The sequence below is a fragment of the Hymenobacter arcticus genome, from assembly GCF_054779975.1.
This window is the reverse complement of record NZ_BAAGXF010000003.1, coordinates 197275-209775: the sequence shown is the minus strand read 5'-3', so window position 1 is coordinate 209775 and position 12501 is coordinate 197275. Positions and strand designations below refer to the sequence as shown.

Below are 12501 nucleotides of genomic sequence, written 5' to 3'. Positions count from 1 at the left end.
GCGAAGCAATCGCATCCGAACGACACCCGAACGATTTCGTTCAGGTGCGATTGCTTCGCTGTGCTCGCAATGACAACCGATTAGTAACGCCCCAAAAGTAGCGGGCCAACGGCCATCGGCCCACCCCCGCCGGGCGCTGCCGATATTTGCGCCCCTCACCACTCCCCTGCCGATGGCTTCTTTGCCCGTTTCTTCGCTGCCCACCGAGGCCGAGTTTTCGCCCGCCGTGCTGGCTCAGCTGCGCCGGCTGCAAGCCCGCTACGCCCCCGCGGGCCAGGACCTGGCCGCCTACCTCGAAGGCCTCTACCACGCCGACTACATCAACTACTGGGACTACATCGAGCTGGATACCCTGCTGAGTTTGCAACGCCCACTCACCAAGTTTCCGGACGAGAAGATATTTATTATCTATCACCAAATCACGGAGTTATATTTCAAGCTCTGCCTGCAAGAGTACGAGCAGCTGGGCGAATTGCAGGAGCCAACCCTGGGCGAAGTGGTGCTGCGCCTGGGCCGCGTGAACCGCTACTTCGAGAACCTCATCGACTCGTTCGACGTGATGGTGGACGGCATGGAGAAAGAGCAGTTTCTGCAATTTCGGATGAGTTTGATGCCTGCCTCGGGCTTCCAGAGCGTGCAGTACCGCTTCATTGAAATTGCCAGCACGGCCCTCGAAAACCTGGTGCCCGAAGAGAAGCGCCGCCTGCTCGGCGACGCGCCCACTCACGAGGAGTTTATGGGCTGCATCTACTGGCAGGCCGGCGCCACGGTGGAAGAAACTGGCGCTAAGGCCCTGACCCTGGTGGAGTTTGAGCGCAAATACACCGGCCAGCTCGTGGCCCACGCCCGCCACTACCAGCACCGCAACGCCTGGGCCGTAGTGCAGCGCCTGCCCGAGGCCGACCGCCAGCACCCGCGCCTACTGCGCGCCCTCAAGCAGCTCGACGTGAACGTGAACGTCAACTGGCCGCTCATGCACTACAAGTCGGCGGTGCGCTACCTGCAGCGCGACCCCACCGACGTGCCCGCCACCGGCGGCACCAACTGGCGCAACTACCTGCCGCCCAAGTTTCAGCGCCGCATCTTTTATCCGCAGCTGTGGAGCGCCCAGGAGCTGGAAGAATGGGGCAAAGGCTGGGTAGAGAAGGTGCTGGAGGAGTTAGGGTAGCAAAAAGAAAAGCCGTAGCGGGCACTACAGCTTTTCTTTTTGCTACGTGTTACATAATATCAAACACCCATCGATTATTTCCTGCTAGACTTTCAACCGTATCAATTTTCCAGATTCGGCCTTGCCTAATTACGGTATATTTCTTTACTTGTGAAATATTTTTAATCTTTTTCGTTTGTACTTCCATTTTATTCTTTTCAACCTCAATACAGCTTTCAATTTCGCAGCTTGAGTTATAGGTGCCCCCATAAAAGAAGTAGCCTGTGCTTACTCTATGATATTGCCTGTTTTTTGAGGTACAGTATTTTTCATAAATTTCTTGCAAAACCTTTCTTGCAGTACTGTTAGTTTTTGCAAGCTCCTTTAAGTTAGCTTCATCTACTTTAACTAATCGATGACAGTCTTTAGCCCATTTATTATACACCTCTATAAATTCAATGACAGTGTCTATGGGTGCCCTTTGCATATCAGGCAGTGTACTTTCTATATATCTGGCAAACTCCATTTTTTAGTTGGTGCTATACTTTTAATGCATCGAAGAGTGAACTCACCTTACCATCCCATAAAAAGCGAGGCTCTATTATTTGTTAATGGACAGATTTATGTAGCGTAGCCATAGTCTCACTTCTTCAAGAGACTTAAAACTTTGGACGAGCAGGACGACCAAAGTTAGGCAATAGCAAAGAGTGGGCATTTCGGAAACCCCTACCCCGCCCGGCGGGTTATCTTTGCAGCTACGCCCGTTGCGGCGCATTTGCATATGCCTGAGATAACAATAGACGCCGTTCGCCACGCCCTGAGCTTTGTGGAAGAGCCCGACCTGGGCCAGGATTTGATTACCCTCAACATGGTGGAGGACATCCGGGTCGAAGGCCAGGTGGTGTCGTTCACGGTGGTGCTCACCACGCCCGCCTGCCCGCTCAAGCAGCTTATTCACGATGCCTGCGAGCGGGCCGTGCACACGATGGTTGACAAAGACGCTCAGGTAGTTATCATGATGACCTCGCGTGTAACTACCCTGCGCACCAACAATACTATCTTGCCCGGCGTGAAGAATATCATCGCCATTGCCTCGGGCAAGGGCGGCGTGGGTAAGAGCACGGTAGCCGCCAACCTAGCCGTAGCCCTAGCCGCTTCCGGGGCCAAAGTGGGGCTGATTGACGCCGACATTTCGGGGCCGAGTATGCCCACCATGTTTGGGGTGGAAGACGCCCGGCCGCACGTGTTTCAGGGGGCAAATGGCAAGAATTTCATTCAGCCCATTGTGCAGTACGGCGTGAAGCTGATGAGCATCGGCTTCCTGGCCCCCGGCGAAAACGCCATTGTGTGGCGCGGGCCGATGGCCTCGTCGGCGCTCAAGCAGTTTATTACGGAGGTAGAATGGGGCGACCTCGACTACCTGCTGCTCGACCTGCCGCCCGGCACCTCCGACATTCACCTCACCATGGTGCAGACCGTGCCCGTGACCGGCGCCATCATCGTAACCACCCCGCAGCCAGTGGCGCTGATGGATGCGCAGAAAGGCTTGCAGATGTTCCGCCAGCCGCAAATCAACGTGCCAGTGCTGGGCATCATCGAAAACATGGCTTGGTTTACGCCCGCCGAACTACCTGATAGCAAGTATTTTATATTTGGTGAAGGTGGTGGCCAGCGCTTGGCCGATAAGCATGAGGTGCCCCTACTGGGCCAGCTGCCACTGATTCAGGCCGTGCGCGAAGCCGGCGACGCCGGCCGCCCCGCCGTGCTGGCCGACGTAAATTCGCCAGCAGCTGATACCTTCCGCCAGCTGGCCGAAAGCCTGGCCCGCCAGATAAGCATCCGCAACAACGTTGCTCCCAAAACTACCGTTGTTACCATGAATACCTGAGAACGCGCCGGGCGCTACCTGCGCTAATCGGTGAATAGCACCGGGCATTTTTTGCCCGCTAGCTTCGTTCCCTGCTACCTGTTACCCGTTAATTGATTGAAGATGGAATCTGTTTTGTCCCGCGTTGAGCAAGCCCTTGACACCCTGCGGCCCTACCTGGCCACCGATGGCGGCAACGTGCGCGTGGCCGAAATCACCCCCGAAGGCGTGCTAAAACTAGAGTGGGAAGGCGCCTGTGGGGCCTGCCCCATGTCGCCGATGACGCGCGCCGGCCTCGAAGACTCGGTGCGCAAAGCCGTGCCCGAAATCACGGCCGTGGAGGCCCGCTAGGCGCTGCCAACCCGTAGCAAGTACTTGCGTAATCGTCTGTCATGCTGAGCTTGCGAAGCACCTTATCGCGCTAGAACGGGTCGTTCGGCGGGGATAAGATGCTTCGCAAGCTCAGCATGACAGACGTTTTTTTGTTTCCGCCTTCCTATACACCGCCTTCCCAACCTATGCCCGCTTCGCCCGCCAACGACCCCAGCCTGCGCTCCTGGATTGACATCCGGCCCACCGACGATTTCCCGATTCAAAACCTGCCCTTCGGGGTGATTGACTTGCCCGACTGGGGACCGCGCCTGGCGGTGGCCATCGGCGGCTACGCCCTCGATTTGTACGAATGCGCGCAGCTGGGCTACTTTGATAGCATTGCGGCGGATGTACCGGCGCTGGGCGCGGCGCTGCCCAAGGTGTTTCGGCGGCGCTCACTCAACGCGTTTTTGCGGCTGGGAAGGCCGGCGTGGCGGGCCGTGCGCGAGCGGGTGAGCGAGCTGCTGCGCCACGACAACCCTACCCTGCGCGACAACGAGCTGGCCGTGCGCACCTGCCTGGTGCGCCTGCGCGACGTGACCATGCTGCGCCCCGTGAAGCCCACCAACTACGTCGATTTTTACAGCAGCCTGGAACACGCCACCAATGTGGGCGTTATGTTCCGGCCCGATAACCCGCTGCTACCCAACTGGCGGCACCTACCCATTGCCTACCACGGCCGCGCCAACTCCATCGTGGTAAGCGGCACCGACATCCGGCGGCCGCAGGGCCAGTACCGGCCGGCCGGGCAGGAGGAGCCGGTTTTTGGGCCCACGCAGCAGCTTGATTTTGAGCTGGAAACGGCCTTCATCGTGGGCCAGGGCACGGCGCAGGGCAGCACCGTACCACTGGCGCAGGCCGAGGACCACATTTTCGGGCTCGTACTCTTTAATGACTGGAGCGCCCGCGACATTCAGAGCTGGGAGTACCAGCCGCTGGGACCGTTTTTGGGTAAGAACTTCGCCAGCAGCGTGTCGCCCTGGGTGGTGACGCTCGATGCGCTGGAGCCCTTCCGGGTGGCGGGCCCGGTGCAGGAGCCACAGCCTCTGCCTTATTTACAAGGTAATGATAATCAGCACTTTGATATACGGCTTGACGTATTGATTCAGCCGGCTGGTGCCACGGCCGACCCGCTGGTTATCAGCCACACCAACATGCGCTACCTCTACTGGAGCATGGCTCAGCAGCTGACCCACCACGCCAGCAACGGCTGCCCCCTCGACGCGGGCGATATCTACGCCTCGGGCACCATCAGCGGGCCCACGCCCGGCGCGCTGGGCTCACTACTGGAAATGACGCAGCGCGGCACCCAACCCCTGAACCTGCCGGGCGACTTGCAGCTGGGTTTCCTGCGCGACGGCGACACGGTGATTCTGCGCGGCTACGCGGAGAAGAACGGTCTGCGTATCGGGCTGGGTGAGGTGAGTGGCACGGTGCTACCGACGGTGGAATAGCGAATGTTACCCAGCGAGTAGTTCATTGGCTGTCATAAACTTATATCAATGAGAGCAGCTGACACTAGCAGCGGCAGCGCGGCAAACTTCTTTATTACCTGAAAGCCCCGCGCTATTGCTAGCGCGGGGCTTTTACCCAAACAAACAGCCCTTAAACTACTAGCTTACTTTTTACCCGCCAGAATCTCGTCCACAATCAGCGGGTCGAGCAGCGTAGTGGTGTCACCGAGGTTGGTGGTTTCGCCCTCGGCCACTTTGCGGAGGATGCGGCGCATGATTTTGCCCGAGCGCGTTTTTGGTAAGCCACTGACTAGCTGTATTTTATCGGGCTTAGCGATGCGGCCGATGGCGGCGACTACGGCTTCGATGATGCTGGCCTCGGCCATCTGCACTTCGAGGTCGGTGGTGGGCAGGCCGTTTTTGCAGATGACGTAGGCGTAGATGCCCTGGCCTTTTACGTCGTGGGGGTAGCCCACCACGGCGCTTTCCACCACGTAGTCGCTCTCGTTGATGGCGTTCTCGATTTCGGCGGTGCCGAAGCGGTGGCCACTCACATTAATCACGTCGTCGACGCGGCCAATGATGCGGTAGAGGCCGTTTTCGTCGCGCCGGGCGCCGTCGCCGGTGAAGTAGTAGCCGGGATAGGGCTGAAAATACGTCTGGCGGGCGCGCTCGTGGTCGCCCCAGGTGGTGCGGATAACACCCGGCCAGCTGCCCTTAATGGCCAGGTAGCCCTCCTGGTTGTTGCCCTCAATCTCGGTACCGTCCTGGTTGAGTAGCACGGGCTGCACGCCGGGCAGCGGCAGGCCGGCGCGGGCGGGCACGCTGGGCGTGATGCCGGCCAAGGCCGAAATCATGATGCCGCCGGTTTCGGTTTGCCACCAAGTGTCCACGATGGGGCAGCGGCCCTTGCCCACGTGCTGGTGGTACCAGTGCCAGGCTTCCTCATTGATGGGCTCGCCCACCGAGCCCAGCACGCGCAGGCTGTGCAGCGAGTAGCTGAGCACGTTGTCGAGCGGCGTGGCCATGAGCGAACGGATGGCCGTGGGCGCGGTATAAAAAGCCGTAACGTGGTGCTTATCAATTACTTCCCAAAATCGGCCGGCTGATGGGAACGTAGGCACGCCCTCGAAGAGTAGCGTGGTGCTGCCCGCCAGCAGCGGGCCGTAGAGGGCGTAGGTGTGACCCGTAACCCAGCCGATGTCGGCGGTGCACCAGTATACGTCGTTTTCCTCAATCTGAAACACGTTGCGGTAGGTGTAGTCGGTCCAGACCATGTAGCCGGCCTGGGTGTGCACCACTCCCTTGGGCTTGCCGGTGCTGCCGCTGGTGTAGAGGATGAAGAGCGGGTCTTCGGCCGCCATTTCCTCGGCCGGGCAATCTGCTGAAACGTCTTTTACCTCTTCGTGAAACCACACGTCGCGGCCGGCCTGCATATCGACGGGCCAGCCGGTGTGCTCCACCACAATTACGCGCTGCACGCTGGGGCACTGGGCCAGGGCCTCATCCACAACGCTTTTCACGGGTATTTGCTTGGCCCCGCGGTTGAGGCCGTCGGCGGTGATGACGCACACGGCCTGCGCATCGTTGACGCGGTCGGCGATGGCCGAGGCCGAGAAGCCGGCAAACACCACCGAGTGCACCGCCCCAATGCGGGCGCAGGCCAGCGTGGCCACGGCCAGCGCGGGTATCATGGGCACGTACAGCGCCACGCGGTCGCCCTTCTTTACCCCGTTCTTTTTCAGCACGTTGGCAAACTGGCACACCTGCTCGTGCAGCTCGCGGTAGGTGAGGCGCAGGTGGCGGGTTTTGGGGTCGTTGGGCTCGAAGATGATGGCCAGCTTGTTGGAGCGCTGCTCCAAGTGGCGGTCGAGGCAGTTTTCGGTGAGGTTGAGCGTGGCCCCGGCGTACCAGGTGCTGGTGCCGGCCGGCGAAAACTCGCCGCCGCGCACGGTGTCCCACTTCTTGCGCCAGGTAAAGGGCTCAGCGGCGGCGGCCCAAAAGGCGTCGGGGTCTTCGATAGATTGCTGGTAATCAGCGTGGTATTCTTCGAGGGTGCGGGTTCGGATGGCGGACATTTTTGGGGGAAATTGAAGATTGGAAAATTAAAGCAGTATAAGTCATCGGTCCTTGCGCGCTCCACTGCGTTGCGCGCGCAAGGACCGATGATTTTTCATTTTTCAAGTATCAAACAGCAAAGGCCTGGCCCACCCCGCGCCGCCCGAAGCCGGCCCGAATTTCGTCCAGAATGAGCGGGTCGTCGATGGTGGCGGGCAGCGTAAAGTCTTCGCCATCGGCTAGTTGGCGCAGGGTTTTACGCAGGATTTTGCCCGAGCGGGTTTTGGGCAGGCGCTTCACCGCGAGCACCTGGCGAAAGCAGGCCAGCGCCCCGATGCGCTGGCGCACGGCGGCCACCAGCTCGGCTTCGAGGGCGGCCTCCCCTATCGTTTGGCCGTCTTTGAGCACCACCAGGCCCACGGGCACCTGGCCGCGCAGCGCATCGGCAAGGCCCAGCACGGCGCACTCGGCCACGGCGGGGTGGGCGGCCAAAATTTCTTCCATCTCACCGGTGCTGAGGCGGTGGCCGGCCACGTTTATCACGTCGTCGACGCGGCCCATGATGTAGACGTAGCCCTCGGCATCGCGGTAGCCGCCGTCGCCGCTCAGGTAGTAACCCGCAAACGCGTCGAAGTAGGCCCGGTAGCGCACCTCATCCTGCCACAGCGCTGGGAAGCTGCCGGGCGGCAGCGGTAACTTAATGGCTACCAGCCCGGTAGTGCCGGCCGGAACCGGCTGGCCTTCTTCGCTGAGAATCTGCACATCGTAGCCCGGCACCGGGAAGCCGGCGCTGCCGGCGCGGGGCGGCGGCATTTCTTCCAGCCCCACAAGGGTGGCGAGCATGGGCCAGCCCGACTCCGTTTGCCACCAGTGGTCCACCACGGGCACGCCCAGCACCTGCCCGGCCCAGGCAAAGGTGGCGGGGTCGCAGCGCTCGCCGGCCAAAAACAGCTGGCGCAGGCTGCTGAGGTTGTAGCGGCGGGCCAGCTGGCCGGCGGGGTCTTCCTTCTTAATTGCCCGGATGGCCGTGGGCGCGGTGAAAAGCACCTTGACTTGGTGCTGCTCCACCACGCGCCAAAAGGCGCCCGCGTCGGGCGTGCGCACGGGCTTGCCTTCGTAGAGCACCGAGGTACAGCCCCGCAGCAGCGGGCCGTACACGATGTAGGAGCTGCCCACCGCCCAGCCGATATCGGAACCGGTGAAAATAACCTCGCCGGGGGCCAGCCCATACACGGCCTCCAGGCTGAAATGCAGGGCCACAGCGTGGCCACCGTGGTCGCGCACCACGCCCTTGGGCCGGCCGGTGGTACCGCTGGTGTAGAGAATGTAGAGCGGGTGGGTGGCCGGCACCGGCACGGCGGCCACGGGCTCAGCTTGCATAACCTCTTGATAATCAACATCGCGCCCCAGCTGCATAGCGGCCTCGCAAAAACTGCGCTGCAACACTACCACGTGCGCCGGCTGGTGGCTGGCCTCGGCCAGCGCAGCATCAACCAGGGGCTTGTAGGGAATAATGCGGTCAACCTCCACCCCGCCCGAGGCGCAGACGATAACGCGCGGCCGGGCATCGTCGATACGCACGGCCAGCTCGTGGGGCGCAAAGCCCCCAAACACCACCGAGTGAATGGCCCCCAGCCGGGCGCAGGCCAGCATGGCCACCACCGCCTCGGGCAGGTTGGGCATGTAGATGATGACGCGGTCGCCCAGCCCCACGCCCAGCGCCCGCAGCCCACCCGCAAAGCGCGCCGTGCGGTCGAGCAGCTCGGCGTAGGAGTAGGTGCGCAGGGTGTTGGTCACGGGCGAGTCGTAGAGGAGCGCCGCCTGCTGGCCCCGGCCCTGAGCCACGTGGTGGTCGAGGCAGAGGTAGCACGTGTTCAGCTCCCCATCTTCAAACCAGCGCGTGGCCCCGCTGGCCTCCTGGCGCAGCATGGTGGTGGGTGGCTTGTGCCAGGGCAGCCGGGCGGCCTGGGTGGCCCAGAAGCCCGCCGGATTGGCTAGGCTGGCGGCGTAGGTAGCAGCGTAGGAGCAGGCGCGTTTCATGGGTGGGTGGGGGAAAGGAAGTGTGGTAGGTAGCAGCTGTCACGTTTGTCATTGCGAGCATGTTGCGCATCAAGCAAGGGCGAAGTGGAGTGCGGCAATCTTTCCTTCACGTTTGGGTTAGTAAGTTCAGGGAGGCGGACGACCAAGGAAAGATTGCCGCGCTCCACTTCGCCCTTGCTTGATACGCAACATGCTCGCAATGACAAACGACTAAGCGCCCAGCAGCTCGCGCACTTTTTGCATGAGCTGGCGGGTGCTGAAGGGCTTGGGAATGTAGAGGTCGGCCCCGGCTTCGTAGCCTTTTTGCACGTCGGCGGGCTGGCTTTTGGCCGAAAGGAAGATGACTTTGGTGGCGGCGCGGGCCGGGTTTTGGCGCAGCTGGCGGCACACCTGGTAGCCGTCCACGTCGGGCATCATCACGTCGAGCAGCACCAGGTCGTAGGGCGTTTCGCGCAGGGCAGCCAGGGCTTCGGTGCCGTTTCGGGCAATGCCGACCTGGTAGCCGTTCTTGCGCATCAAAAACTCCAGCGACATGACGATATTGGGCTCATCATCAACCAGTAAGATAGCCGGCGTACTCATAGCGAAAAGGAAGGGATAAAGGGAGCCGCCGCCCGCGCGGGCACCGCCAGCGGCAACTCAATAAAGAAACGGGCACCCTGCTCGGGGGCGCTTTCGACCCAGATGCGGCCCTGGTGCAGCTCCACTATTTTTTTGGTGATGGCCAGGCCCAGGCCCGAGCCCTCAGGCTTGCGCATATTCTGGTTACGCGCCTGAAAAAACTTGTCGAATATCTGGTGTTGCTCGGCCAAGGCAATGCCCTTGCCATTGTCTTCTACGCACAGCAGCAGGGCGTCGGCGGCGGGCCAGGCCAGCACCGCAATGCGGCCAGGGCGGCCGGCCGGGCTGGCCTTAATTGCGTTAGAAAGCAGGTTGATAAGTACTTGCATGAGGCGGTCGCGGTCGGCGGGCAGCAGCGGCAGGTTGGGCGGCACCTCCACGCGCAGCTCGGTGCCGCGCTCGCGGGCCAGCTGGGCCACGGCCTCAACGGCCTCGTGCGCCACGTCGGCCAGCACCAGGGGCGTGCGCTCCAGGCTGGCCTGCCCGCTCTCAAAGCGCTCTAAATCAAGCACCAACGAGATGAGGCGCGTAAGGCGCTCGGCCTCGCGGCTGATGGTGAGCTGAAAGCGCTCGCGCTCCTCCACCTCCAGCTCGGGGTTGTCGGCCAGTATCTCGGCCAGCGCCCGGATGCTGGTGAGCGGCGTGCGCAGCTCGTGCGTCACGGTGTACAAGAACTCATCCTTTTGCTGGTCAAGGGCTTGCAGCTGCTGGTAAGCCTGGCGCAGCTCGTCGGTGAGGCGTTGCAGCTGGCGGCTTTGCTTGAGCAGCTGGCGGTTGGCTTCCAGCAGCTGCTGGCTTTCCTTGAGAATGCCCACCACGTTGGCGTAGCTGATTTGTTCGGCCCCCGCCACCGAGGTCAGCAGCAGCCGCGCCGAGGCCGGGCCGAGGGTGCCGGCCAGCAGCTTTTCGGCGTAGGTAAGCAGGCGCGGGTCGGCGGTGGTGGGCAAGGAGTGAATGGGCGACTGCGTGACTGGGTGAGTTACAAGCTGGTCGGCGGTGGCGGTGGCGGTTACTTGCTCATGGCTACTTGCTGCTTGCTCATTATTAATTGCTAAGGCATCGGGGAAGCGCTCGGCGAAGGCGCGCAGGGCCTGGTTGGTGCGCTTCTTCCCCAGGAAGCCGAGCAAAAGGGCGCGCACGTCGGGCAGCGGGGTGCGGCCCTGCCAGCCGGCAATTTCCTCGGCCAGGCTACGGCGGTGAAATACGTCCACAAATACGCCGGCCTGGCGCAATTCCAGGGCCGTGGGCGGCAGGGCCAGCGACACGCCCACGTAGAGGCCAATGTTGAAAAACCAGCTCCAAAACAAGCCGTGCGAGAGGTAGTCGAGGCCTGTGAGGCCAAAGAGTGCGCCCGGCCGCAGCCAGGCCAGGCCCCCTACCCCGGCCGTGAGCAGCGACTCGGGCAGCCGGCCCGGCCCCACCAGCGTGGGCAGCACCAGCGTAAAAAACCAGATGCCAAACCCCGCCAAAATGCCCAGCGTAGCCCCGCGTCGGGTGCCGCCCTTCCAGTACAGCCCGCCCAGCACGGCGGGCAGAAACTGCGCTACCGCCGCAAACGACACCAGGCCGGTATTCACCAGCGGCAGCTGCCGGCCCACCCCGGCGTAGTAGCCGTAGGCCAGGGCCAGCACCAGCAGCACGGCCAGCCGGCGGCTGGTGAGGGCAATGCGGCCCAGGTAGGCAAACCAGCGCCGCTGGCCCTCGGGCCGGGCGGCGGGCAGGCGCACCAGCACGGGCATGAGCAGGTGGTTGCTCATCATCACGCTCAGGGCAATGGTTTCAACGATAATCATGCTGCTAGCCGCCGAGAGGCCGCCCAGGTAGGTGAGCAGCGCCAGCCACGAGTGCCCGGTGGCCAGCGGCAGCGCTAGCACAAAAGTGTCGGCGTCGAGGCCCCGGCCGCCCAGCTTGAGCAGGCCGCCGAAGGCAATGGGCAGCACGAAGATATTGATAATGAGCAGATAAAGCGGAAACAGCCACATGGCCTTGCGCAGGTGGTTTTCGTCCACGTTCTCGACCACCGCCACCTGAAACTGGCGCGGCAGCAGCAGCACCGCCGACATGCTGAGCACCAGCAGCGTAAGCCACTCGGCCCCGCTGGTGCCCGCCCCCCGAAAGGTGAACAGCTGCCGCAGCGCCGGCACCGCCGCCGCCTGGCTGAACAAGTCGGCGAAGCCCCCAAATAACCCGAACGTGACGAAGCCGCCCAGCAGCAAAAACGCCAGCAGCTTCACCAAGCTCTCCAGGGCCACGGCCAGCACCACGCCCTCGTGTCGCTCGGTGGCCTCCACCGAGCGCACCCCAAACAAAATGGTGAACACCGCCAAAATGCCGGCCGTGAACAGCGCCGGCCCCGTGGTGCCCACCCCCGGCGCGCCACCCGTCAGAATTACGAATGAAGTAGCTATTGCCTTGATTTGCAACGCGATATAAGGCACCACCCCCAGCACGCACACGCCCGTAACGAGGGCACCCAGCGAGGCGCTTTTGCCGTAGCGGGCCGAGATAAAATCGGCAATGGAGGTGAGCCGCTGCTGCCGGCACACCCGGATTATCTTGCGCAGCACCAGCCACCACGCCGGCGCCAGCAGCCCCGGCCCCAGGTAAATGCCCACGAAACTCAGGCCCTGGTGCGCCGCCCGCCCCACCGAGCCGTAGTAGGCCCAGGCCGTGCAGTACACGGCCATGCTCAGGGCGTACACATAGGGGTTGGCCACCAGGCTCTTGCGCGCCGCCGACCGCCGCTCGGCGGCCGTCGCAACGCCGAAAAGCAGGGCCAGGTAGCCGAACGAGAACAGGATGACGAGCAGCTTATTCATTAAGCAATAGACAGACAGTATAGGGCAAAGGAAAACGTCATGCTCATCTGGCGTCCACGAAGTGAAGCATCTCTACCGCTTCGTTGAACGAGTATGGTTAGTACCGCATGTGAGATGCTTCAC

Annotated in this window: 9 protein-coding genes; 4 read left to right on the top strand and 5 right to left on the bottom strand. The window is 62.1% G+C overall.

What is annotated here, in order from left to right:
- Positions 1-181: 181 nt before the first annotated feature.
- Positions 182-1168, top strand: a complete 987-nt coding sequence (locus ACYVGC_RS07380; protein ID WP_460583171.1) for a tryptophan 2,3-dioxygenase family protein — start codon at positions 182-184, stop codon at positions 1166-1168.
- A 49-nt stretch (positions 1169-1217) separates the two neighbouring features.
- Here ACYVGC_RS07380 and ACYVGC_RS07375 read toward each other — a convergent pair whose 3' ends face one another.
- Positions 1218-1673, bottom strand: a complete 456-nt coding sequence (locus ACYVGC_RS07375; RefSeq protein ID WP_460583170.1) for an NTF2 fold immunity protein — start codon at positions 1671-1673, stop codon at positions 1218-1220.
- A gap of 255 nt (positions 1674-1928) precedes the next feature.
- Here ACYVGC_RS07375 and ACYVGC_RS07370 point away from each other — a divergent pair, with 255 nt between their 5' ends.
- From ACYVGC_RS07370 to fahA, 3 genes are all read left to right on the top strand, one after another.
- A complete protein-coding gene (locus ACYVGC_RS07370) occupies positions 1929-3035 on the top strand; it encodes an Mrp/NBP35 family ATP-binding protein (protein WP_460583169.1) in 1107 nt (368 codons plus the stop codon).
- A 102-nt stretch (positions 3036-3137) separates the two neighbouring features.
- The gene (locus tag ACYVGC_RS07365; RefSeq protein WP_460583168.1) at positions 3138-3365 is read left to right on the top strand and encodes a NifU family protein; all 228 of its coding nucleotides are present in this window, start codon (positions 3138-3140) and stop codon (positions 3363-3365) included.
- A 167-nt stretch (positions 3366-3532) separates the two neighbouring features.
- Positions 3533-4840 carry a fumarylacetoacetase gene (gene fahA / locus ACYVGC_RS07360; RefSeq protein WP_460583167.1) on the top strand — a complete coding sequence of 436 codons (1308 nt, stop codon included), beginning with the start codon at positions 3533-3535 and terminating at the stop codon, positions 4838-4840.
- Between the two features lie 164 nt (positions 4841-5004).
- Here fahA and acs read toward each other — a convergent pair whose 3' ends face one another.
- The 4 genes from acs to ACYVGC_RS07340 form a co-directional block, all read right to left on the bottom strand.
- Complete coding sequence (gene acs, locus ACYVGC_RS07355; RefSeq protein WP_460583166.1) at positions 5005-6918, bottom strand: acetate--CoA ligase; 1914 nt, start codon at positions 6916-6918, stop codon at positions 5005-5007.
- Positions 6919-7027: 109 nt separating this feature from the next.
- Complete coding sequence (locus ACYVGC_RS07350; RefSeq protein WP_460583165.1) at positions 7028-8938, bottom strand: acyl-CoA synthetase family protein; 1911 nt, start codon at positions 8936-8938, stop codon at positions 7028-7030.
- A 210-nt stretch (positions 8939-9148) separates the two neighbouring features.
- Positions 9149-9520: a response regulator transcription factor gene (locus tag ACYVGC_RS07345; protein WP_460583164.1), complete on the bottom strand. Its 372-nt coding sequence runs from the start codon at positions 9518-9520 to the stop codon at positions 9149-9151.
- The gene (locus ACYVGC_RS07340) at positions 9517-12378 is read right to left on the bottom strand and encodes an ATP-binding protein (protein WP_460583163.1); all 2862 of its coding nucleotides are present in this window, start codon (positions 12376-12378) and stop codon (positions 9517-9519) included. Before ACYVGC_RS07340 ends, ACYVGC_RS07345 begins: the two co-directional genes overlap by 4 nt.
- Positions 12379-12501 lie beyond the last annotated feature (123 nt).